The sequence below is a fragment of the Streptomyces sp. NPDC018833 genome (assembly GCF_044390825.1).
Taxonomy (GTDB): domain Bacteria; phylum Actinomycetota; class Actinomycetes; order Streptomycetales; family Streptomycetaceae; genus Streptomyces.
Map to the genome: position 1 here is coordinate 1 of NZ_JBIRZM010000030.1, position 22296 is coordinate 22296.

Genomic DNA, 22296 nt, shown 5'->3' on the forward strand with positions numbered 1-22296 from the left:
CCCTGTGGGAGAGTAGGACGCCGCCGAACAATCATTGTGGGAAAGCCCCGGAACCTCGTTCCGGGGCTTTCCTGCGTTTCCGGGCCGGATGCACCAGCCTGGTGTCGGCCCGTGCGTGCCGAGGAATGGGCCAAGGCCCGCGAGCTGCGGCTCGCCGCCCTGCAGGACCCGCTGGCTTCGATCGCGTTCATGGAGTCGTACGAGGAGGCCGCGGTGCGGCCGGACTCCTTCTGGCAGGAGCGCACGGCGACGGCGGCAGCGGGGCGGGAGGTCGTCCAGTTCGTCGGCGAGGCTCCGGACGGGCGCTGGGACGGGACGGTGTCCCTGCTCGTGGAGCGGCCGGGGACCGAGCCACGGATCGGCAGGCCGGCGCCGGTGGAACAGACGCACGTGGTGGGCGTGTTCGTACGGGCCGAGGCGCGGGGCAGCGGTCTCGCGGACGCACTGTTCCGCGCGGCTCTGGAGTGGTCGTGGGCGTTGGAGGAGCCGAGGGTGGAGCGGGTGCGGCTGATCTTCCACACGGACAACACGAGGGCGGAGGCGCTCTACCGCCGGGCCGGCTTCGTGCCGAGCGCCGATCCGTCGCCCATTCCGGGGGACGACATGGCGCGGGAGTACGAGGTCAGGCGCGACGGATAGGTGTGTCTCTTCGATTCGCCGACTCGTTTCCCTCCCATGCCCCTTCAGAAAAGGAGCGTGGGAAGGGCCTCGTGATCGGCGGGACGGAACCTCAGGTGCGGGCCAACTCGGCGTTCGCGCGGTCCGTGACCAGTGCCAACACGCGGCCCGCGATCGCAAGGTCCTCGGCCGGAATACCGGCGTACAGCCGGGCGGAGATCTCGGCGGTCTCAGCGGCGGTGCTCTCGTACAGCTCCCGTCCGGCGTCCGTGAGCCGCGTTCGGGACGCCTCCGACGGGTCCTCTTCCAGCAGCTTCGCGGCCGTCAGCTCCTCGATTGCGCCGCGCACGACCGACTCCTCGGTCTTCAGCGAGCCGGTGACGTCGCCGACGAGCTCGTCGCAGGTGATGGACTCGCCGGCGACCACGACGGCCCGGAGCGTCACACTCTGGTGGAACGTGGCGCCGTGGCGGGCCAGCACGCCTTCCAGGAGGGCGCGCCCGGCATGGTGCGCCAGGGCTATGACCCGGCCGTTGACGGGGGTTGCGGTGGTGGTCATGACTGCTCCTTTGCGTTCTCGGTGTGCGGATCAAGAGGTGCGTCGAGCAGGGTCGCCAGCTCGCGGGTGAACTGCCGTGTGCGCGCGCTGTCCTGTCCCCCGAGCGGCTCCAGCAACTGGTCCAGTAGGCCCTGGACCACCTGGATCGCGCGGCGTGTGACGTCGCGCCCCTGCTCAGTGAGCGACAGCTGCATGGCGCGCGGGTCGTTCGGGTCCCGGGTGCGGGCGACGAGTCCGGCGGCCTCCAGGGCGCGGGCGAGCTTGGAAACGTACAACGGTTCGAGCCCTGTGTGGTCGGCGAGCCGACGCTGGCTGGGCCGCAGCCCGGAGCGCCGCATGCCGTACAGCGACGCCATCAACGCGTACTGGGCATGGGTCAGGCCCAGCGGCGCGACCGCCCGGTCGACGGCGACCCGCCACTTCATCGACAGACGCCAGACCATGAACCCCGCCGTCGCGCTCTCAGTTGCTGAACTCACCGGCAATACAGTACATAGCTACTATGTACATGGCTACTATTTTCTCGCCGGCACCCGAAGCGAGGTCACGATCGCACCGAGACGCCGGCGACTGCCAAGCGGTGCAACACCCTTGAGGCGCGGGGCCGGACGGCCGTGTTCGCTGGTCAGTTCGGGAGCAGCGGTGCCACCCAGCGCGCGCGGGCCTGTTCGGCGGAGCGCAGCAGGACGAGTGTCGGCAGGCCCTGGTCCTGGCCGGTGGCGAGGAGTTCGGGGAGCAGGGGGAGTGGCGCGACAGCCGCGACGTCGTCGAGGACGAGGGACATTGGTGGGTCGAGCCGACCGTCGGATGACCGTGCGGCCATGCGGCGGCCGTGCTCGACCACGTCTGAGGCGAGTGCCGTGAGCAGCGGCATCGCACCGGGGCGGGTCCGCGGATCCTCGATCGGTTCACCCACCACATAAAGCGTGCCCGCTTCGTCCACGAATGATTCCAGGGTGAGCGAATCGGTTCGATTCGCGGTGCACGCCTCGCGGATGTGGACCGACGACAGGGCGGCGAGCGCCCGGGCGATCAACTGCTGGGCGATGTCCCGGCGTTCGGGATATGCGGTGAGGGCGGACTCCAGCAGTCCCGCGAACCCGGCCGTGGCCTTGGGGTGGGTACGGAGGATGCGTACGGGCTCGTGGGCACCCGCACCCTGTGCCCAGCGGTGGACCTGGCGGAACGGGCGGCCGTCCACGGCTGCGGCGTGCAGCCAGCAGCGCAGGAGCGTTTCCGCCGTGTCGGCCATGGCGGCGTCGAGCAGGGCCCGGGGGCGTACGGGCGCGAGGAGGGCGGTGGCCCGGGCGGCCGCGGTCCGTTCGTCCTCGCAGCCGGTGGTGGGCGACCAGTGGATGCGGGCCGGGGTGTCGCACAGGTGGCCGGGGTCGTAGACGAGGACGGGGCCGAGCTTGGCGCGGGCGTTCTTCGTCTCGGCCCATACGGAGGCGTCGGAGGTCACGACGAGGGCGGGGCCCTCGGCGTCGAGGAGCGCCTGGACGGTGGAGGGCCGACGCGTGGCGGGATCGCCGTACAGGACTCGGGAGCGGGTGCTGCGCGGGCCAGGGACGGTGGGGAGTGGCGCGATGGGTGGGCCGGGGATGGTGGGGGACGGCGCGATGGGTGGCGGCACCGCCTCGGGGGCGGCTGCCTCCACGGCCGGCGCGGGGGCCGTCTCCATGACGGGTGCGGGTACAGGGCGGTGCGCGGGCGGCTCGGCGGCAGGGTGCGGCTGCTGGTCCGAGTCCGGCTTACGCGACGGCCCTCCGCCTGCCGACCGCTCGGCGCGGGCCTTCGCCCGGACCGCGCGCCAGCGCGCGACCGTGCCCAGCGTGAACACGCTCAGCACGACCAGCACCATCAGTTCGCCGATGGCCAGACCCCAGAACAGCCCGTAGCCGGACAGTTCGGCGGGCGGGGTCGCGGGCCAGGCGGCGGGCAGATCGTGCGGGGCCGCGGCCAGCGACCGCATCGCCATGGGCGTGCCGGTGAACGTCACGCCCGTCGGCCACGCGCCGTGCGCGAACAGGCCCGCCAGGCCCGTCGCCGTCCACACCAGCAGCGTCAGCCCGAGGAGGAAGCCCAGCAGTCCGACCAACAGGCCGTCGGGGATGCCCTCTTCGCGCTCCTCGCCCCTGCTCCGTCCCTGGCGCCCCTGCTCCATCTCAAGCCACCGTCGACTCTGAGGACTCGCCCACCTGCTGTTGCCGCTCGATCAGCGCCGCCCGCTGCTCCGCCTCCCACTCCGCGGCCTGGACGTGCTCCGGCAGCGCGGGCCCCGAGGACTCCGTCATCGCCCGGTCGGTGAAGACCAGCGGCCGTTCGGCCTCGGTCACCAGGTGCTTGACCACCTGGACGTTGCCGTTGACGTCCCAGACGGCGATGCCGGGAGTGAGGGTGGGAATGATCTCGACGGCCCAGCGCGGCAGGCCCAGGACGCGACCCGTGGCCCGGGCCTCGTCGGCCTTCTGGGCGTAGATCGTCCGCGTCGACGCCATCTTCAGGATCGCCGCGGCCTCGCGCGCCGCCGCCCCGTCCACCACGTCGGACAGGTGGTGCACGACCGCCACGAACGACAGGCCGAGCCGCCGGCCGAACTTGAGCAGCCGCTGGAAGAGCTGTGCGACGAAGGGGCTGTTGATGATGTGCCACGCCTCCTCCACCAGGAAGATGCGCTTCTTGCGGTCGGGGCGGATCCAGGTGTGTTCCAGCCATACGCCGACGATCGCCATCAGGATCGGCATGGCGATCGAGTTGCGGTCGATGTGGGACAGGTCGAACACGATGAGCGGCGCGTCCAGGTCGATGCCGACGGTGGTGGGGCCGTCGAACATGCCGCGCAGGTCGCCGTCGACGAGCCGGTCGAGGACGAGTGCGACGTCCAGGCCCCAGGCGCGTACATCGTCTATGTCGACGTTCATCGCCTCGGCGGACTCCGCCTCGGGATGGCGCAGTTGCTCCACGATGTCGGTGAGGACGGGCTGCCGGTCGGTGATCGTCTCGTTGACGTAGGCGTGCGCCACCTTGAGTGCGAAGCCGCTGCGCTCGTCGAGGCCGTGGCCCATCGCGACCTCGATGATGGTCCGCAGCAGCGCGAGCTGGCCGGTGCTGGTGATCGAGGGGTCGAGCGGGTTGAGGCGGATGCCGCCGTCGAGCGCCGTCATCGGGTCGAGCCGGATGGGAGTTATCCCCAGCTCCTGCGCGATCAGGTTCCATTCGCCGACGCCGTCCTCGCCCTGTGCGTCGAGCACGACTACCTGGCGGTCGCGGAAGCGCAACTGCCGCAGGACGTAGGTCTTCTCCAGCGCCGACTTGCCGTTGCCGGACTCGCCGAGCACGAGCCAGTGGGGGGCGGGGAGCTGCTGCCCGTAGAGCTGGAAGGGGTCGTAGATGTAGCCCTTGCCGCTGTAGACCTCGCGGCCGATGATCACGCCCGAGTCGCCGAGGCCGGGTGCGGCCGTCGGCAGGTAGACGGCCTGCGCCTGCCCGGTCGAGGTGCGGACGGGCAGGCGGGTCGTCTCCACCTTTCCGAACAGGAAGGAGGTGAAGGCCTCCGTGAGGACGGACAGCGGATCACGCATGGCTCGGGGCCCCTATCGGCGGATGCCGGTCGCGAACGGAAGGGTGTTCACAAAGGCCCTGTGGTGCTCGCGGTCGCACCACTCCAGCTTCAGATACGACTTGCCGGCAGAGGCCCTGATCGTGCGCTTGTCCCGGGCCAGGGCCTCGGGCGAACGCGACGACACAGTGATGTACCCGACGAGGTTGACCCCCGCCGCACCGCTCGCGAGATCTTCACCCCGCTGGTCGAGCCGTCCGTGCGCGGCGATGTCGCGCGGGTCGACGGTCCGGTTCATCTTGGCGGCGCGGCTCGCGTCCGCCTCGTCGTTGGTCTTCTCGGTGAGCATTCGCTCGATGGCGACCTCGGTGGGCTCCAGGTCCATCGTGACCGCGACCGTACGGATCACGTCGGGGGTGTGGACGAGCAGCGGGGCGAGGAAGTTGACGCCGACCGGGGTCATCGGCCACTCCTTCACCCATGCCGTGGAGTGGCACCAGGGGGCGCGGGTGGAGGACTCGCGGGTCTTGGCCTGGAGGTAGGTGGGCTCGACGGCGTCGAGCTCGGCCGGCCAGGCGTTTCGTTTGGTCATCGCCTGGATGTGGTCGATGGGGTGGTCCGGGTCGTACATGGAGTGCACGAGGGAGGCGAGACGTGACTGTCCGAGAGGCTGGCGTACGCGGATGTCCGCCTCCGCCAGCCGGGCGCAGATGTCGGTGAGCTCACGGGCCATGACGACGGCGAGACCGGCGTCCTTGTCGAGCCGCTTCGCGCCGGAGGCGTGCCTGGCGGCGCGGGCCATGGCGTGTGCCTCGGCGGCCAGTTCGCGCGAGTAGTGCATACAGGCGACGAGGTAGGCGCGGTGCTGCTCGCTGGAGGTGGAGACCATGGACTGCAACTGGTCGTACGAGTCCTGGAGCCAGCTGGGCGCGTTCCGGTCGCCGCGCTGGGCGACGTCCTTGGCGTGTGCGTCGGGGTCGGCGGGCAGCGTGCGGGCCAGCATCTGAATGCGTGTCACGAAACCGTCGCCGTTGGCGACATGCTTGAGCAGCGTGCCGAACCGGTCGACCAGGGCCTCTTGGTCCTCGCTGTCGCGCAGACCGACGCCGGGGCCCTCGATCTCGATGGCGGCGGTGACCGTGCGCCGGTCGGCGTGCAGCAGGACCGCGATCTCGTCGGGGCCGAAGGGTGCCGCGAGCCAGTTGATCCGCCCGATGCCGGGCGGCGGGCCGACCTCGATCTCCCGCCCGTCGATACGGATGCCTGCCTCGACGGCGCCGGAGCGGTAGGTGGTGCCCTGGCGCAGGGTGCGCTTGTAGCTGCGGTTGATTTCGAACCACTTGTAGAAGGTGCGGTGCTTGTAGGGCACGTACACGGCGGCGAGCGCGAGCAGCGGGAAGCCCATCAGCAGCACGATCCGCAGGGTCAGGACGGGGACCAGCAGTCCGCTCATCATGCCGAGGAACGCGCCGACGATGATCAGCGCGATCTCGCCGGTCTCGCGGTTCTTGCCGACGATCGCGTTCGGCCGGGCGCGGCCGATGAGGTACGTGCGGCGGGGCGCGATGAGCGGGGACTGGGTCGTCAACGCCGGCCACCTCCTGTGCTGTTGCGGTTGCTGTGCGGGGTGCCACTGGTGGGGGTGCTGCTACGGGGGGCGGGCGCGGCGCCCGCTTGGCCCGTACGGCTGCCGTGGGCGGCGACGCCGCCGCTGACGGGATTCGCCGGGCGGGGTGTGCTGCCACTGCTGCCGTCCCCGCCGGTGTTCTGGTTGCCGCGGGTGCTGTGGGTCTTGATGCCCTGGGAGACGAGGGCGGCGGGCGAGCTGATGACGGCGGCGGCCTTGCCCTCGGCGGCGTTCTGGATGCGGTTGTTGCGGGAGTTGGCGATCTCGTCGCCGAAGCCGGGGACGAAGCGGTAGATCATCGCGGACGCGAAGATGGCGAGCAGGATGATAGAGAGCCCGGACACGACGGCGGAGAAGGAGTCCGGCCCCTCACCCGCGGAGAGCGCGCCGGCGAGGCCGAGCACGATGACGATGACGGGCTTGACCAGGATGATGGCGATCATGATCCCGGCCCAGCGGCGGACGTGGCCCCACATGTTCTTGTCGACGAGCCCGGCGTAGACGATGACGCCGAGGAGAGCTCCGACGTAGAGGAGCACGGCGCGGATGAAGAGCTCCAGGTAGAGGATGCCGGCCGCGAGCACGGTGACCAGCGCGACGATGATCAGCATGATCGGCCCGCCGCTGATGCTGTCGCCCTTCTGCAGGGCCTCCTTGAAGCTCCCGAAGAAGACGTCGGTCTGCTCACTGGTCCCGGAGGCGACGACCTCGGTGACGGCGTCGGTCGCCGAGACGACGGTGTAGAGGATCAGCGGGGTGAAGGCGGAGGCGAGGACGGTGAGCCAGAGGAAGCCGACGGCCTCGGAGATCGCGGTGGTCAGCGGCACGCCCCGGATGGCGCGCTTGGCGACGGCGAGCAGCCACAGGACGAGCGTGAGGATGGTGGCGGCGGCGAAGACGATCGCGTAGCGGGCGAGGAAGGCGGAGTTGGTGAAGTCGACCTCGGCGGTCTCCTTCACGGCGCCGGAGAGGAAGTCGAGCACGGCGACGGCGGCGTCGGCACAGCCGCGGGCGAGGGAGGAGAGGGGGTCGAGGGCGGTGGCGGGGTCGTCGACTCCGGAGCGGCTGCTGCCGCTGCGGGCGCCATCGCCTTCGGTGCAGTACTCCTTGGCGGGGCCGATCAGCAAGTCACATGGGTTGTTGCTCGGGCTCGGTGTTGGCGAGGGGGCAGCTGTTGCCCGGGCCGCACAGAAGAAGGCTGCCGCTTGCACTGCTACGAGCGCCGTCATGACTGAGCGGGCGAGGCGAGGGTTACCGGGCATAGGTGAAGCCTCCGAACTCCGCTACTGCCTTGCTGATCTCTTCGGAAGTGGAAGCGGCAACGTCGCCCGGCACAGGAGCCGGGCCGTCCTTCTGTTTGTCGGTGGAGACCTTCCAGTCCCCGTTCGCCCACTGAAGATCGAAGGTCCACGTCTTCCAGGTCGTGCTGACGGGATCGGTGGAGTCGGGCCCTGACATGCCGATGAGGCCGGTGTACCAGACGGACACGCGAGCGGTCTCACTATCGAAGGACTCGACCTTGGTGCCTACAGGGATCGTGCGCGACACGAACGTACTGCCTGTTGGGGCATCGCCATTGGCATCTAGGCCCAGTCTCTTGAGGAAGTCCGGGGAATATGCGGAATCCTGAGGCCCCTTCAAGCGAGCCGCCGCCTCTGCGGTGTAGACGGTGTCCACGATCTGATGCCGACTGGCCAAACGGAACATGCCAACTGAGCCCAAGGCCACCGCATAGTTTGACGCCGCGCTCTGCGCCCCCTGTTCGTCCCGCGCGTACCCCGTAGGAATCCCGCCCGCGTTCCCCTTCACCGGGCGTACGCCCGTCGCCGCCGTAGGGGCGCTGTCCGGGGACTTGCCGGTGTCGCCCGACGCGCTGTCGGACCCGCCGCCCTGGTTGGCGAAGGCGATCGCCGCGATGAGCAGCACCACCACGCCCACCACCCCGATCAGCGAGCGCGAGGTGCGCACCGGGCGGCGGGCAGCGCCGTACACGTCCTCGGGGGTGCCTGGGAGGCGGGTGCGGGTCTGTCCGGAGCCGCCGAAGCCGTCGTTCGTGCGGTCGCCGTGCTCGTCGCCGAGGCTCATCAGGCGCAGGCCCCCTCAACCGGTCGTGGACGTGCTGCGTGCCCCGCAGGCGCGGGATGGTGACGTGTCTTCAGGAACTTCGGGTACATCGGGGAAACGCAACCTCGGGGGGTGGGCCGGGCGAGCCCGGAAGGGCGGGCGGGCGGCTAGACGGCCATCCCGTACACGATGGTGAACAGGGTCCCCAGCGAGCCGATGATGAAGACGCCGGTGAGACCGGCGACGATCAGGCCCTTGCCCTGTTCCGCGCTGAACGTGTCGCGCAGGGCCGTCGCCCCGATGCGCTGCTTGGCCGCACCCCAGATCGCGATGCCGAGGCAGAGGAGGATGGCAATAGCCATCACGACCTCGATCATCACTCGAGCCTCGTTGCCCAGGCTTCCGAACGGTCCCCAGTTCGGGGCGATACCTCCGATGATGGTGGTGATGTCGCCCTTTTCGGCTGCCAGGATCATGTAACTCACCGCCCCTGTTGGGTTGTTCGCCGCCCACGCCCCTCGGCACGGGTCAGGTTCTATCTTCGCTGATGAAACCGTCCACGTAAGCCGACTTCGAGGGTCTCTTTACCCGATCTCCGCACGTTTGACCGAACAGGCTGCCCTGACCTGCGCGAGTGTGGCGCGATCCGGCGTCTGCATACATAACGTCACTCTGTTTATCACGGAGCGTGACGTCGGGCAATGACTGTCGTTGTGCCACCTTTGGGGTGGTCTGAGCTGCCGGCCGGCCATGGTCGGGTGCCCGGCCGGACGGGCCGCGGATGCGTCTCACTCGTATGATCGAAATCGCGCCAAATGTCGACGCTGAATCAGCCAACCTCCACTGGCTGCCAGTTCAACTGGCCTCACCACGGTTCGCTCCCATGGGCCAGTCGCACGAGCACCGTCCGTACGTCTCCCGCCGGGACTTCCTGCGCCGCAGCGCGGTCGTCGCTGGGGCGGGGGCGACCGCCGCGAGTGGTGTGGTTCTGGCGCCGGCCGGCGTACGGCACCGAAATCCGGTCTCGCAGGTCCACGTGAACTTTGGCGGTGACGCGGCGCGCGGGATGACTGTCAGGTGGATGCCCCAGGAGCGGTGCGTACCCCGTTCGTACAGCTGTGCGGTGACCGGGTCGCCGCATAAACCGCGCAGTACTTCTATCCCGACTATTTCCACCACGCCCGGCTCAGGCGGCTGGTCGGCACCTCGTACGGTTGCCGCCTGGGCCCCGCGGACAAGGCCGTCACCCCGGCGTACGGCTTCACGGCCGGACCACGGGGCGGGAGGAGCGCACCCGCTCGGCGCGACCACCCCTTGTACGCCGGAGCCCCGCGGACTCCAGGACCGGTTCTGAGCGGGGCAGCGCGGCGAGAACTGCCATTGGCGGGATTCGAACCTTTCTTCGTTGCTGATGGGAATGCGTGCATGGCAGCATCACCGGGTGGCTGATAACGGGGATGACATACCGAAGCCTCGACTGGCTTCGAGACTGGCCGACTTGGTCTATGAGCCGGTACCGGAGGCGCCGCCTAAACCGCCGACGGTACCGGCCGTTGCTGTGCCGACTGTTGTGCAGGCGGAGCCTGTTGATGAGCTGGCTGCAGGTCGACGTGGGTTTGCGCGTTTGCTGGGGGAGTTTCGGCGGTCGGCGGTGTTGGTGCCGTTCGATGCGCTGGGGAGTTTGTGGACGGCGGATTTCAGCGGTGTGCGGTGGATCTGTGCGTTCTCGGACGAGGAGGCGTTGGCGCGGTTCGCTTTCGCGCAGGGGGATGCGGACCGGGAGTGGGCGTACCGGACGGTCCTGGGGGCGCGCTTGTTGGACTCGTTCGTGCCGATGCTTCCGGGTCCGGGTGGGGTTGCTTTGGATGCGGGCAGTGATGAGGGGATGTTGTTTCCGCCGGTTGCGGGGATCGTGCCGGATGCGGTGGCGGTGGATATCGGGGGGATGCGGTGAGTGGGAGCGAGCCGGAGCTGAAGGCTCCGCCGGCGGCGCTGGCGGAGATCGCGAAGGGCATCAATCTGGCGCATGCCGAGTTGAAGGAGCTCGGGATGATCGGCGAGGCGTCGGTGGGACGGGGGTTCTCTGATCTGGCGTTGTCGGGGCTGGAGTTGGGGCATGGGGGTTTGACGGCGGAGTTCGAGACGTTCTGCAGCCGGTGGGAGTGGGGCGTTCGGGCGCTCACTCTGCGGGGGAACGGGTTCGCGCAGGGGGTGGGGCTGTCGGCGGGGTCGTTCGCGGAGCAGGAGCAGTACGTCAAGGACGCGTTCAAGATCGGTGTGAACTCGCTGAACGGTAATCCTCATCTGTCGGAGGACGAGGTCAAGCAGATGAGGTGGGACACGATTCGTGACCAGCACGCGTGGGACAACGCGGACTGGAGCTGGGAGTCGATGTCCGAGGCGCACGGCGAGGTCAAGCAGACGTGGCAGAACACCGGGTATGACGTCATGGACTCGAACATGGACGGGCTGGAGCGGTCGGGAGTGATCAGCCCTGAGGTTCGAGACCGCATGGACGAGCAGTACCGGGACATGTTCGACCCGGATCAGGCGACGATCGATCAGGCCGAGCAGCCGCGGTGGGGGGAGGAGCGCTGATGGACTTGCGGGGGCTCGGCGACAAGCTGGTCGACGGGATCGACAGGGGCATCGACAAGGGCAAGGAAGTGGTCGGCGAGGGTGTCGACTATGTGACCGACAAGGCCGGCGAGGGCCTTCGGCATTACGGTCACGACGCGGTGGCCGAGGTCGTCGAGGACTGGGGGGATGAGACCGCCTCCTCGCTCGGTGCGGAGGTTGGCGAGAAGCAGCTCGGGCAGAGTGAGGAAGCGAATGAGCTGATTCACGGCCGGCCGGAGAAGATCGCCGCGACGGTGAAGAACCTGCGGGACTTCCAGAAGGCGTTCGATCTGGTCGGCGGGGGGATGAAGAAGCTCGACTCCAGTCACTGGAAGGGCGAGGCGGCCACCGCGTTCCGGGAGAAGTTCCAGACGCTGCCCACCGACTGGCTGCGCGCGGCGGACGCCTTCGAGGACGCGGCCAAAGCCCTGGAGACCTACTCCACGGCGATCGTGAGCGCGCAGGGCAAGGCGCGGGAGGCGATCGCCCTGCACAAAGAGGCGAAGAAGGACTACGAGAAGGCCGCTGCGGACTTCAAGAAGAAGGCCGAGGCCTACAACGCCGCCCGCAACGGGGACAACCCGCTGCCGCACCCGGGCGAGTTCTCCGACCCGAGCACTGCCAAACGCAAACGCGCCCAGGAGATTCTGGACGACGCCCGTGCTGCGCGGACCCAGGCCGCCGACACGGCCAAGGCAGCGGTGAAGGCCGCGCTCGCGCACGCCCCGCAGGAGCCCACGGGCATGGAGAAGGCCAAGCTGGAGCTGATGGACTACGGCCTGAGCCAGGGCGTCGAGCTGGCCCACGTCGGCGCCGGGATCATCAAGGGCACCGCGGGTCTGGTGAACTTCGTCCGCTCGATCGCCCCGATCGACATCTACAACCTGACCCACCCCGCCGAGTACTACAAGGGCGTCAACACCACCCTCGCCGGCCTCGCCTCCACCGTCGCCAACCCCGATCGCGCCCTCAAGAACGCCTGGGACGCCGCCAAAGGCGACCCCTCCGAATTCCTCGGCCGCCTCATCCCCGAAATCTTTGGGACGAAGGGCTTGGGCGTCGTCAAGGGTGTGGCCGGTGCGGGCCTGCGCAGCGGTGCCAAGCACGCGATCACCGAAGCCGCGGAGACGGGGGCGCACAAGGCACTGGACGATCCGCCCAAGCACTCCCGTACGAAGGAGTCGGTGGAGAGCGGTAACACGGACCCGATCGACCTCGCCACCGGCGTGATGTATCTGCCGCAGACCGACATCACCCTGCCGGGCACGCTGCCGCTCGCCTTCCGCCGCCGTGTGGCGTCCGACTACCGGGCCGGGCGCTGGTTCGGTCCGTCGTGGGCGTCCACCGCCGACCAGCGGCTGGAGATCCATCCCGAGGGCGTCGTCTTCGTCGGTGAGGACGGCCTGCTGCTGTCCTACCCGCACCCAGCCCCCGGCGTTCCGGTCATGCCCAGCCACGGCCCGCGCTGGCCGTTCGACCGGGACACCGACGGCGATTACACGGTCACGGACCCGGTTACGGGCCGCGTGTGGCACTTCACCACACGCCACGACGACGAAGCCCTCCTCGCCCAGATCGACGACCGCAACGGCAACTGGATCACCTTCGAATACGACGAGTCCGATGCGCCGACCTCGATCGTCCACCACGGCGGCTACCACCTGAAGCTCACCACCAGCGAAGGCCGGATCACCGCCCTGCACCTGGCAGGCGCGGCCCCGGACGGCTCGGACCAGGAGATCCTGCGCTACGGCTACACCGACGGCCACCTCACCTCCGTCACCAACTCCTCCGGCCTGCCCCTGAGGTTCAGCTACGACGAGCTCGGCCGCGTCACGTCGTGGACCGACACCAACGGCAGCGCTTACACGTACGAGTACGACGACCGGGACCGCTGCATCGCCGAAGGCGGCTCGGCCGGTCACATGGCCCTCCGTCTCGACTACAGCGACCCGGACCCGGAGACCGGCCTGCGCGTCACCACCGCGACCACCAGCGGCGGGGCGGTCCGGCGGTACGTCGCCAACGAGGCGTACCAGGTCGTCCAGGAGACCGACCCGCTCGGCGCGGTCACCCGCTACGAACGCGACCGCTACAACCGGCTCCTGAGCCAGACCGACCCGCTCGGCCGCATCGCCCGCTTCGCGTACGACGAATCCGGTCACCTGACGACCGTGGTGCGTCCCGACGGCCGGGAGTCCACCGCCGAGTACAACCCTCTCGGACTCCCCGTAAGGGTGGTCAATCCCGACCGGACCACGGTCCGGCAGGAGTACGACGAACGCGGCAACCGCACGAGCGTGACGGGCCCCTCCGGAGCCGTCACGCGCTACACGCACAACGACGCCGGTCACGCCACCGCCGTCACCGACGCGCTCGGGAATACGACCCGGATCCGCAGCAACGCGTCCGGCCTGCCCATCGAGGTCACCAACCCCCTCGGTGCGACCACTCGCATCGAGCGGGATGCCTTCGGCCGCCCCGTCGCCCTCACCGACCCACTCGGGGCGATCACGCGCATGGAGTGGACCCCGGAGGGGCGGCTCGCGCGCCGCGTCGACGCCGACGGCAGCGAGCAGTCCTGGACGTACGACGGCGAGGGCAACTGCCTGACCCACACCGACGCCATGGGTCAGGTGTCCCGCTTCGAGTACACCCACTTCGACCTCATGAGCGCCCGCACAGGCCCGGACGGCGTGCGCTACGAATTCACCCACGACCACGAACTGCGCCTTACCCATGTCCTCAACCCCCAGGGTCTCACCTGGGACTACGCGTACGACGCGGCCGGACACCTCATATCCGAGACCGACTTCGACAACCGGACGCTGTCGTACGACCGGGACCCGGCCGGCCGGCTCACCGCCCGAACCGACACGCTCGGCCAGACCATCCGCTACGAGCGCGACGACCTCGACCGCATCGTCCGCAAGGACGCCGCCGGGGCCGTCACGACGTTCGCGTACGACTTCTCCGACCAGCTCGCGGAAGCGGTCAACGGGGACGCCACGATCACGTATCTCCGCGCACCGGTCGCACGACCCCAACCGGCGCGGTCAGCACCTGGACCTACGACGCGGCGGGCCGCCGCACCTCGCTGACGACCTCGGGCCGCACGCTCACCTTCGAGCACGACGCCGCGGGCCAGGAAATCGCCCGCCACATCGGCGACACCGTCTCTTTCACCAACGAGTATGACCCGCTCGGCCGTCTCACCAGTCAAGACATCACCGGCGCCGGCCGCAGCATCCAACGCCGCGACTACACCTACCGCGCCGACGGCAACCTCATCGGCCTCGATGACCAGTTGGCGGGGGCGAAGACCTTCGACCTGGACCTGGCGGGTCGCGTCACCGCCGTCCACGCAGCGGGCTGGACCGAGCGCTACGCCTACGACGAAGCAGGCAACCAGACCGAGGCCTCCTGGCCCGCCTCGCACCCCGGCCAGGAAGCGGTCGGCACCCGCGCCTACACCGGCACGACGATCACACGAGCGGGAAACGTCCGCTACGAACACGACGAACTCGGCCGCATCACCCTCCGCCAGAAGACCCGCCTCTCACGCAAACCGGACACCTGGCGCTATGAGTGGGACGCCGAAGACCACATGCGGTCCGTGACCACACCAGACGGGGTGGTGTGGCGGTACGAGTACGACGCTCTGGGGCGGCGCCTCTCCAAGCAGCGACTGGCAGAGGACGGCCGAATGGTCGTGGAACGAGTGACGTTCACGTGGGACGGCACGACCCTGTGCGAGGAGACTACGGAGAACGAGTCCCTGCCCCACATGGTTGCTCTGACCTGGCATCACCAGGGACTGCGTCCGCTGAGCCAGACAGAACGCATCATCCCGCCTGATGCGGCGCAGGAAGCCATCGACGAACGCTTCTTCTCCATCGTTACGGATTTTGTCGGCACCCCGAACGAATTGATTGACGAGCGCGGGAAAATCGCCTGGCGGATGCGCCACACGCTATGGGGAACCACGACGTGGACAGCCGCCAGCGCGACCTATACGCCACTCCGCTTTCCGGGGCAGCAATTCGACCGAGAAACAGGTCTCCATTACAACGTTCACCGCTATTATGAGCCCGATGTTTCTCGCTACCTCTCGCTGGACCCGCTAGGTTTGGCGCCGGCCCCCAATCCTGCCGCGTATGTCGCTAACCCGCACAGATGGGTGGACCCCTTGGGGTTGGCGCCTGATTACCCCGATCTCGGAGATGGTTGGGAAATCAAGGATATTAATGATCCCAGGAATTGGAATGGTTGCGAAGACGTTGCCGTAGAAATACAAGAGAAGCTTGGTGGGGGTACTCGGTATAGGATTAGCAATGCTATTCCTGACCCCTTTGCTGAACGATTCTCCATGGGGCCTTACCGGGGCGCCGACCCTGGCTGGTATCACCACGATGTAGTGCTGCACGAGGGGCGGGTATACGATGGGTTCACCGGGAGAACCGGTCTTCCAAAGGAAGATTATGATGCTCTCTGGCACCCAGACTATCTCGAAATCCTGCATTGGAGACCGTTGGATTGAAACTGGCTGAGATTGTTCCGCATCTGCGTCGCAGGCCAAGAATGTTTGGGGTGGATGATACGTATTCCACGTACGTCGCCTTCCTTTACGGATTCTCGGCGGCCGACGAGTCCGGTGAGATTTCTCGATTCAGGCAGTGGCTCGTGGATGGCCTCGGCTCGGGCTTCAATATGAACTGGTCCTGGCTGGTGCTACAGAAAGCCTTCCCTGACGAGAGCAGGTTGTGGGACCCGAACGTCACCAGGACCGAGGAGGAAGAGCGCCGAGCCATCGACGCCCTACTCGGTGCGCTCGAGGCCTACGTGGGGGCTGGTGCCTGAGACGGCGTCGGGGGATTGCGATCTCCAGGGCTCGTGAGGCGCAGGATGTGCGAGGAGGGCTGACGGCCTTCCGAGTTGTGTTGGGGTTCGATACTCGGCCGAGTTGTGTCCATGAATGAACGCTCGGACAGCACTATGACGATCACGTCCCCGAAGCGAGTGGACGCGGCTGCGTCATGCCCGGTGCCGCCCGTAGTGGTCGAACTCGCCGGCTCGGACGCCCAACACGAACGCGTTCCATTCTCGTGGGTCGTCGTCACGATCCCGCCGACGCGGACGAGGCCGTCAGGGGTGTGGGTGACGTCTATGTGCAGGCTCGGCATGCCCGTCTTGAGGGCGTGGGTGAGGGCGGCGAAGGCGGCGGGGGTGGTGTGGAGTATCGCCCCGCTCGGGTCGCTGCTCTCGGTGAGTCTGACGCCGGAGGCATCCGCAGCAACGTTTACGCAGGCGTCGCCCTCGCCGCAGTACGAGGACTTCTGCCACGCGTACGCGGTCATTCGGGTTTCCCTTCACAGGCTTTCGGCGAGGTTGTGGACAAAGTTCCGGGACTCGTCCGAGGGCTGGGCCAATGTCTCCAGGCGAGCGAACAGTTCGCGGTACTGGGAGAGTTCTTTGGCACCATCGACGAAGGCCACGCCATGGGACTGGTCGAGTTGAACGGTGTCGAGCCGGGGCACGGCGCCGTGCACGTAGTTGATCGACTGGCCCGACCCCGGGTACGAGCCGGCGGCGAAGGGGAGCACTCGGATCGTGAGGTGCTCCAAGGCGGCAAGCTTTACCAGGTGTTGGAGCTGTGCCCTTGCGATCTCGGGCTCCTCCGAAATTCACCAGGATGACATATCCATGCATAGCACGTCACCGAAGCCTACATCGACACGGTCACCACGAGACAGCCTGGTCAATCTGTGCCCAGATGGAGGCTGCCACAGGCCTCGTCCGCAAGTGAATGAGAAAGGCGTCATGAGTACTAGTTCTCCGAGACCCCCGCACCGGCCACTGCATCCGCAGCGGGTCCCTGAGGATCTAGCGGGCTTGCAGCCGACCGTCTGCGCCGTCGCCTGGCCTACACGGCCCGCGTTCCGACCGTCACGACTGGCTCTCATCGATTCCTAATGCGTTCTGTCAAGCCGCGAGGGCCGTCGGCGGCGTGAGCTCGTAGCACCGTCCGTCGCGTAGGAGGGCCCAGAGGACGTTGACGCGGCGGCGTGCGAGGGCGAGGACGGCTTGGGTGTGGCGCTTGCCCTCGGCTCGTTTGCGGTCGTAGAACCGGCGGGATTCCTCGGACCTTCGGATGCTGAACAGCGCGGAGGTGTAGAGGACGCGCTGAAGTCTCCGGTTGTAGCGTTGAGGACGTCGCAGGTTGCCGCTGATCTTCCCGGAGTCCCGTGGAGCCGGCGCGACCCCACCGAAACCGGCAAGCCGGTCGGACGTACCGAAGACGGCCATGTCACCGCCGGTGGCGGCCAGGAACTCGGCGCCGAGGATGACTCCCAGGCCGGGCATGCTGGTGATCACCTCGAAGGTGTGGTGGTCGCGAAACCGTGCCTCGATGAGCTTGTCGATCTCGGCGACCTGCTGGTTGAGAGCCATCACCTCCTTCGCCAGCGTGTGAACCATCTGGGCGGTCAGCTTCTCCCCGGGGAGGCTGGTGTGCTGGCGCTCGGCCGCCTGCACGGCTGTCTCGGCGAGCTGATCGGCGCTGCGGACCTTGCGGTTGCGGAGCCAGGTCTCCAGCCGTTTGATGCCGAGCCGGCGAAGGGCAGCCGGCGTCTGGTAGCCGGTCAGCAGGGTGAGCGGGCCGGTGTTGGTGAGGTCGAGCGCCCGCTCCAGGCCGGGGAAAATGCTGGTGAGCTGGGCCCGGAGCCGGTTGACGGTGCGGGTGCGATCGGCGACCAGGTCCATCCGGCGGCCGGTGAGGATCTTGAGGTCGGTGACGGTTTCGTCGCCGGTGCGTAAGGGTTGCAGATCGCGGCGGATGCGGGCCTGGTCGGCGATGACGGCCGCGTCCTTGGCGTCGGTCTTGCCTTCCCCGCGGTAGCCCTCGGAGGCTCGGTGGATGGCCCGGCCGGAGAGGTAGAGCACCGGCTGGTCGTGGTTGAGGAGGATCGCGATGGCCAGGGCGGCTCCGCCGTCGGCCAGGTCGATTCCCCAGGTCACCTCGTCGCCCAGGGCCATGACGTCGGTGAGGAGTTGGAGGAGTTCGGGCTCGTCGTTGGCGACGCGTCGGGACAGCAGCCGACGGCCGCTCTCGTCGATCGCGACGCAGTGGTGATGGGTCTTGCCTGTGTCTATGCCGGCCCAGATCGGGGCCATGGTGCCTCCGTGCGGTGCGGTGTGCTGGTGCTTCCCGACGGACGACCTCGCTGTCGATTCCCTACTGAGCGATCATTCGCAGTTCCTAATTGGCAGCCGAGTCGTCGTGGGGCGTCGGGCGGCCAATCGATGTCAGCCACGGGCGGCAGAACCTTGAAAGCCACACCCGACGCCCCTGGGTGGGCCAACCATACGAAGGGCTCGCCCAGTCCCGTGGAAGAACGTAGGGACACCTTGAGTCACTGGCAGGCGGCCAGGGCCCTCGCCTACCTCAAGGCATTGAGCGTCGGGACGGCCGACCCAGAGTTGGTGCAGGACCTCAACGTCATTCCCGGTCCGGAGAGCGCAGCAGACCCCGGCGTGGACGCGCTCCTGGAGCGACTGGGGAGGCAGGTATCCACGCTGCCTCTGAACGTCCTCGATGCGGTGCTCCGCGACTGTGACATCCTGCTGCGGGGGAATCAGTACGCGAGTTTTGCGGTCGGTGCGGAACTAGCCGCGCACTCGCAGCCCGCGGACACTGAACAGGCTGTCACTCGCGCGGCCGTGCTGACGACGTACTGGTATGAGTGCCCCGAACTGCGAGGTGGACTGGCCCTGGTTTGCAGTGCGAACCAGTTCCTGCGGCGATGGCTTGCTTGGCCAGTTCGTCACCCCGAGGGGAGCTTCTCGCCCAACTCGCCGGGGGTCGCCACCTCTCCTGCCCCGCCCCTTCCCGCAGCCGAGCACTTTCCGGACTGGGCGGCTCCTTTGCTGGAACGTGCCTGCATGTATTGAGAGTTGACGTTGCGACCACCCTGCGCGCCCCTGCCCACCTTGCCTGGTCCAGCGAAGTAAGCCGGGTCAGGGGCGGCCTGGCGGTCGTACATGCCTCAGTCCGTCGCAGCAGTTCCGGACATTCTCAGGGTCGGCCGAAACGGTCGAACTCGCCGGCCTGAACTCCCTGTACGAACGCCTCCCACTTTGGACCCGTCGTCGTCACGGCCCCGCCGATGCGGACGAGGCCGTCGGGGGTGTGGGCGACGGTTATGTGGGGGCTTGGCGTGCCGGCCTTCAGGGCGTGGGTGAGGGACGCGAAGGCGTCGCGGGTGGTGCGGAGTATGTGGCCGTCCGGGTCGCTGCTTTCCGTGAGTCTGACGCCGTCGATTGTTGCGGATACGTATACGCAGGATTCGCCCTCAGCGCAGTACGACGACTTCTGCCAGTTGCCTACGAGCATGTCGAATCCCCTCACAGATCCTGGGCGATGGTTCGGATGAAGTCTGCGGACTCGGCCTCGTCGAGTGCCAGGCTCTCCAGTCGGGCGAAGACCTGCCGGTACTTGTCGAGTTGTGCCGCGGCGTCCAGCAGGACGGGGCCGTGGGCCTGGTCGAGCTGGACCGTGTCGAGTTGAGGCACTGGGCCGTGGACGTAGTACAGCGGCTGGCCTGAGCCGGGGAACGCTCCGGAGTCGAACGGGATCACCCGGATCGAGACGTGCTCGCGCTGTCCCGTCTCCAACAGATGCTGAAGCTGCCGGGCGGCGACTGACCGCCCGCCGAACCTCATACGCAGCGCGGCCTCGTGGATGATCGCCTGATAGGGGACGGCGTCCTCGCGGTCCAGGACCGCCTGTCGCTTGATGCGGAACGAGACACGGTGCTCGATGGCCGACGGTGCCAGTGCGGGCACCGCCTGACGCATCACCTCGCGGGCGTGCTCCAGCGTCTGGAGAAGGCCTGGGATCCCTGATGTGTGCGCGGTGCGCAACCGGCGGCCGTGATGCTCCAGTTCGGCGAGGTCCAGCTGGCCGCTGGAGAGGATCTCACGGTACTCCTCCCACCAACCGCGCCTGCGTTCCCCGGTCATGGCCGCGAGTGCTTCGACGAGGTCCGCGTCCACGCAGTCGTAGTGGCAGGTGAGGGTGCGGACGCGCTCCGCGCTGACGCCGTGTCGGCCGGCCTCGATGTTGCTGATCCTGGCCTGGTTTCCGCCCAGCAGGGCGCCGGCCTGCGTTGCCGTGAGGCCCGCCCGCTCCCGTAGCTTGCGCAGCTCGGCACCGAGGCGCTGGCGGCGGGCAGTTGGAGTGAGGGTCGGCGTCATCAACTCTCCCCAGGTGTCACCCACACGAGGGTAACTTGAATGGGTTCATCGTGATTCATTGAATGCATTCTACGAGTCGCCCTACGGTGTGTCTCAGGCCACCCGCCTGGAAGCACCCCGCTCGACGGAGCGACCTGGTCACCAGGCGCCCGCATTCCCGCGACAACTCTCACTCCGTCGAGGAGACTTCCATGACCACCGTAGCCCCGCCCTGGACCTACGCCCTCCAACTCCCGCAGGATCCCCGCGCACCCGGCATCGCTCGCCACACACTCCGTGCGGTCCTCCACGCGCACCGGCTCGGCGCGCTCGTCGAGACCGCCGAGTTGCTCGCCTCCGAGCTCGTCACCAACGCCCTCCGGCACACCGATGGCCCGTACGGGCTCCGGCTGCGGGCACCCGAGCAGGGGCGGCTCAGGCTCGGGGTGTGGGACACCTGTCCCGACATCCCGGCGCCCTTCGAGGGGCTGCCGTGCCGACCCGCGCCGGATGCGGAAGGCGGCCGGGGGCTCTGCCTCGTCGCCGTGTGCGCCGACGCGTGGGGCGCTACCGCGCTGCCGCAGGGTGGGAAGCTGCTGTGGGTGGAGCTGGGCGGTGGGGCACGATGATCGGGCGACTGCTGCCCCGCAGCCCTCGCGAGGTCGCGCGCCTGATCTCACGGATGACGGACTTACGCGTCGAGATCCTCGGCGGCAGCCTGGTCCTCTCCCGGACCGCCTGCCCCACCCGTACGGCGGTCGTCCGGCACCTCGCCGCAGCGATCGCCCAACCAGCGGGGGTCCTTGAAGGAGTGTCCGTACGGATGCCCATGGACCAGGACGACTTCGTGACGCCCGACCTCGTCGTCCTGGCTCCCGGCGGCGATGCGCCCAGGGACCGCATGGTGCGCACCCAGGACGTCGGGCTCGCCGTCGAGGTCGTGGCCCGGGAGGAGAAGGCCCGGGAGTTCGGCCGGAAGACCGACTGGTACGCGGTCGCCTGCGTACGGGCTCTGCTGGTCGTCGACCCCCGGTACGGCACTTGGGCACTGCACACCGGCCCCGACGGAGTCTGCTACCGAGGGATGCGTTCCGGGTGCTTCGGCGACAGCGTCCCGCTGCCCGGCCCGCAGCAGCGCCTTGTGGACACCGCCGCGCTTCCGGTCTACCGGCGCGTGTCAGAGGCGTGACTTAAAGTGACTGACGGTGGACGACCGCACGTCGGAAGGAGCCTGGGATGTCCGAGGCCCACGCATACGCATGGCAGTACGGTGGAGGCGTCGCCGAACGGGACACGGGACCTCCCCCCGACCCCGCCCGCGCAGCCGAGGAGCCCGAGTCGCAGGGATGGAGGCCGTCCACGATGTCCGTGCAACCGCCGCTGCGGCCCCGCCCGCGCCCCGGGAATCTGCGCGAGGTCGCCGAGAAGATCGAAGCAGCGACGGGTCTGCGCGTGCAGATCGTGGGAGGAAGCCTCGTGATGTCCCCGACTCCCCGCGGCAAGCACGCGGGCGTGATCCGCAGGCTCCGGCGGCAGATCGACACGGCGGCACCGGAAAGGCTGGCTGCCTACGAGGTGTCCTCGATCGCGATGCCGGGCGACCTCGACGACTACGTCACACCTGACCTGGTCGTCCTCCCGCAGGACTGGGACGACGACGACGACTGGTTGGCCGACCCGCACGACGTCGAGCTCGCCGTCGAGGTCATCTCCCGGTCCGAAAAGGCCCGCGACATCAGCCAGAAGAACGACTGGTACGCCGTCGCCGGCGTCCGCGCCCTCCTCGTCGTCGACCCCCGCCACGGCACCTGGGCCCTGCACACCAGACCGTCCAACGGCAGCTATCAGGACACCCTGCCGGGCAAGTACGGCGAAGAGATTCCGCTTCCGGATCCGCTCGCCCTGTCCGTGGCCACTGGTGACCTACCCCGGTACGGGGACAGCGCCCGTCCCCGCTGAGCTGCTCGCGGTCGTGCGGCCCGTCCCACGTCTACGTCTCCGCCCCGAGCTACGACC

22 protein-coding genes and 1 pseudogene are annotated in these 22296 nt (G+C 68.3%); 10 read left to right on the forward strand and 13 right to left on the reverse strand.

Going from position 1 to position 22296, the window contains the following annotated elements; genetic code table 11:
* The first annotated feature begins 111 nt into the window (after positions 1–111).
* Positions 112–639, forward strand: a complete 528-nt coding sequence (locus ACH5AF_RS34570; RefSeq protein WP_398907421.1) for a GNAT family N-acetyltransferase — start codon at positions 112–114, stop codon at positions 637–639.
* 91 nt (positions 640–730) lie between these two features.
* On the opposite strand, the gene ACH5AF_RS34575 is transcribed toward ACH5AF_RS34570, so the two are convergent.
* The 8 genes from ACH5AF_RS34575 to ACH5AF_RS34610 form a co-directional block, all read right to left on the reverse strand.
* Positions 731–1177, reverse strand: coding sequence for a MarR family transcriptional regulator (locus ACH5AF_RS34575; RefSeq protein ID WP_398907423.1), 447 nt, complete (start codon positions 1175–1177; stop codon positions 731–733).
* Positions 1174–1656: a MarR family winged helix-turn-helix transcriptional regulator gene (locus ACH5AF_RS34580; protein WP_398907425.1), complete on the reverse strand. Its 483-nt coding sequence runs from the start codon at positions 1654–1656 to the stop codon at positions 1174–1176. The genes ACH5AF_RS34575 and ACH5AF_RS34580 overlap by 4 nt, the downstream gene beginning before the upstream one ends.
* 146 nt (positions 1657–1802) lie before the next feature.
* Complete coding sequence (locus tag ACH5AF_RS34585) at positions 1803–3341, reverse strand: type VI secretion protein (RefSeq protein ID WP_398907427.1); 1539 nt, start codon at positions 3339–3341, stop codon at positions 1803–1805.
* 1 nt (position 3342) lies between these two features.
* Positions 3343–4758 carry an ATP-binding protein gene (locus tag ACH5AF_RS34590; protein WP_398907429.1) on the reverse strand — a complete coding sequence of 472 codons (1416 nt, stop codon included), beginning with the start codon at positions 4756–4758 and terminating at the stop codon, positions 3343–3345.
* A 12-nt stretch (positions 4759–4770) separates the two neighbouring features.
* Positions 4771–6324, reverse strand: a complete 1554-nt coding sequence (locus tag ACH5AF_RS34595; RefSeq protein ID WP_398907431.1) for an SCO6880 family protein — start codon at positions 6322–6324, stop codon at positions 4771–4773.
* Positions 6321–7625: a hypothetical protein gene (locus ACH5AF_RS34600; RefSeq protein WP_398907432.1), complete on the reverse strand. Its 1305-nt coding sequence runs from the start codon at positions 7623–7625 to the stop codon at positions 6321–6323. Before ACH5AF_RS34600 ends, ACH5AF_RS34595 begins: the two co-directional genes overlap by 4 nt.
* A complete protein-coding gene (locus ACH5AF_RS34605) occupies positions 7615–8448 on the reverse strand; it encodes a hypothetical protein (protein ID WP_398907434.1) in 834 nt (277 codons plus the stop codon). Before ACH5AF_RS34605 ends, ACH5AF_RS34600 begins: the two co-directional genes overlap by 11 nt.
* A gap of 146 nt (positions 8449–8594) precedes the next feature.
* The gene (locus ACH5AF_RS34610; RefSeq protein WP_005315450.1) at positions 8595–8903 is read right to left on the reverse strand and encodes a hypothetical protein; all 309 of its coding nucleotides are present in this window, start codon (positions 8901–8903) and stop codon (positions 8595–8597) included.
* A gap of 407 nt (positions 8904–9310) precedes the next feature.
* Between ACH5AF_RS34610 and ACH5AF_RS34615 the strand changes: the two genes are divergently transcribed.
* The 5 genes and pseudogenes from ACH5AF_RS34615 to ACH5AF_RS34635 all read left to right on the forward strand — a co-directional run bounded on the left by ACH5AF_RS34615 (position 9311) and on the right by ACH5AF_RS34635 (position 15906).
* Positions 9311–9781 carry a twin-arginine translocation signal domain-containing protein gene (locus ACH5AF_RS34615; RefSeq protein WP_398907436.1) on the forward strand — a complete coding sequence of 157 codons (471 nt, stop codon included), beginning with the start codon at positions 9311–9313 and terminating at the stop codon, positions 9779–9781.
* Between the two features lie 87 nt (positions 9782–9868).
* A complete protein-coding gene (locus ACH5AF_RS34620) occupies positions 9869–10381 on the forward strand; it encodes an SseB family protein (RefSeq protein ID WP_398907468.1) in 513 nt (170 codons plus the stop codon).
* On the forward strand, positions 10378–11025 hold the full coding sequence (locus ACH5AF_RS34625) for a hypothetical protein (RefSeq protein ID WP_398907438.1): 648 nt from the start codon (positions 10378–10380) through the stop codon (positions 11023–11025). Before ACH5AF_RS34620 ends, ACH5AF_RS34625 begins: the two co-directional genes overlap by 4 nt.
* Positions 11022–15250, forward strand: a pseudogene (locus tag ACH5AF_RS34630) (putative T7SS-secreted protein); the annotation flags it as partial. The gene ACH5AF_RS34625 and the pseudogene ACH5AF_RS34630, both read left to right, overlap by 4 nt.
* A 386-nt stretch (positions 15251–15636) precedes the next feature.
* Positions 15637–15906 (forward strand): hypothetical protein, encoded by a 270-nt coding sequence (locus tag ACH5AF_RS34635; protein ID WP_398907440.1) that lies wholly within the window; start codon positions 15637–15639, stop codon positions 15904–15906.
* Here ACH5AF_RS34635 and ACH5AF_RS34640 read toward each other — a convergent pair.
* The 3 genes from ACH5AF_RS34640 to ACH5AF_RS34650 all read right to left on the reverse strand — a co-directional run bounded on the left by ACH5AF_RS34640 (position 15885) and on the right by ACH5AF_RS34650 (position 18219).
* The gene (locus ACH5AF_RS34640; protein ID WP_398907441.1) at positions 15885–16403 is read right to left on the reverse strand and encodes a DUF397 domain-containing protein; all 519 of its coding nucleotides are present in this window, start codon (positions 16401–16403) and stop codon (positions 15885–15887) included. The genes ACH5AF_RS34635 and ACH5AF_RS34640 overlap by 22 nt on opposite strands.
* A gap of 12 nt (positions 16404–16415) precedes the next feature.
* The gene (locus tag ACH5AF_RS34645; protein WP_398907443.1) at positions 16416–16670 is read right to left on the reverse strand and encodes a Scr1 family TA system antitoxin-like transcriptional regulator; all 255 of its coding nucleotides are present in this window, start codon (positions 16668–16670) and stop codon (positions 16416–16418) included.
* 358 nt (positions 16671–17028) lie between these two features.
* Entirely contained in the window at positions 17029–18219 is a 1191-nt protein-coding gene (locus ACH5AF_RS34650; RefSeq protein ID WP_398907444.1) for an IS110 family transposase, read from the reverse strand.
* A 234-nt stretch (positions 18220–18453) separates the two neighbouring features.
* Between ACH5AF_RS34650 and ACH5AF_RS34655 the strand changes: the two genes are divergently transcribed.
* Positions 18454–18996, forward strand: a complete 543-nt coding sequence (locus tag ACH5AF_RS34655; RefSeq protein ID WP_398907446.1) for a hypothetical protein — start codon at positions 18454–18456, stop codon at positions 18994–18996.
* A gap of 124 nt (positions 18997–19120) precedes the next feature.
* Here ACH5AF_RS34655 and ACH5AF_RS34660 read toward each other — a convergent pair whose 3' ends face one another.
* Positions 19121–19438, reverse strand: a complete 318-nt coding sequence (locus ACH5AF_RS34660) for a DUF397 domain-containing protein (protein ID WP_398907447.1) — start codon at positions 19436–19438, stop codon at positions 19121–19123.
* A gap of 11 nt (positions 19439–19449) precedes the next feature.
* Complete coding sequence (locus ACH5AF_RS34665) at positions 19450–20301, reverse strand: helix-turn-helix domain-containing protein (protein WP_398907449.1); 852 nt, start codon at positions 20299–20301, stop codon at positions 19450–19452.
* 191 nt (positions 20302–20492) lie between these two features.
* Between ACH5AF_RS34665 and ACH5AF_RS34670 the strand changes: the two genes are divergently transcribed.
* From ACH5AF_RS34670 to ACH5AF_RS34680, 3 genes are read left to right on the forward strand one after another with little or no spacing between them, the layout of a single operon-like run.
* Positions 20493–20909, forward strand: coding sequence for an ATP-binding protein (locus tag ACH5AF_RS34670; RefSeq protein ID WP_398907451.1), 417 nt, complete (start codon positions 20493–20495; stop codon positions 20907–20909).
* 53 nt (positions 20910–20962) lie between these two features.
* The gene (locus tag ACH5AF_RS34675) at positions 20963–21469 is read left to right on the forward strand and encodes a Uma2 family endonuclease (RefSeq protein WP_398907453.1); all 507 of its coding nucleotides are present in this window, start codon (positions 20963–20965) and stop codon (positions 21467–21469) included.
* Positions 21470–21516: 47 nt separating this feature from the next.
* Positions 21517–22239, forward strand: a complete 723-nt coding sequence (locus tag ACH5AF_RS34680) for a Uma2 family endonuclease (RefSeq protein WP_398907455.1) — start codon at positions 21517–21519, stop codon at positions 22237–22239.
* Positions 22240–22296 lie beyond the last annotated feature (57 nt).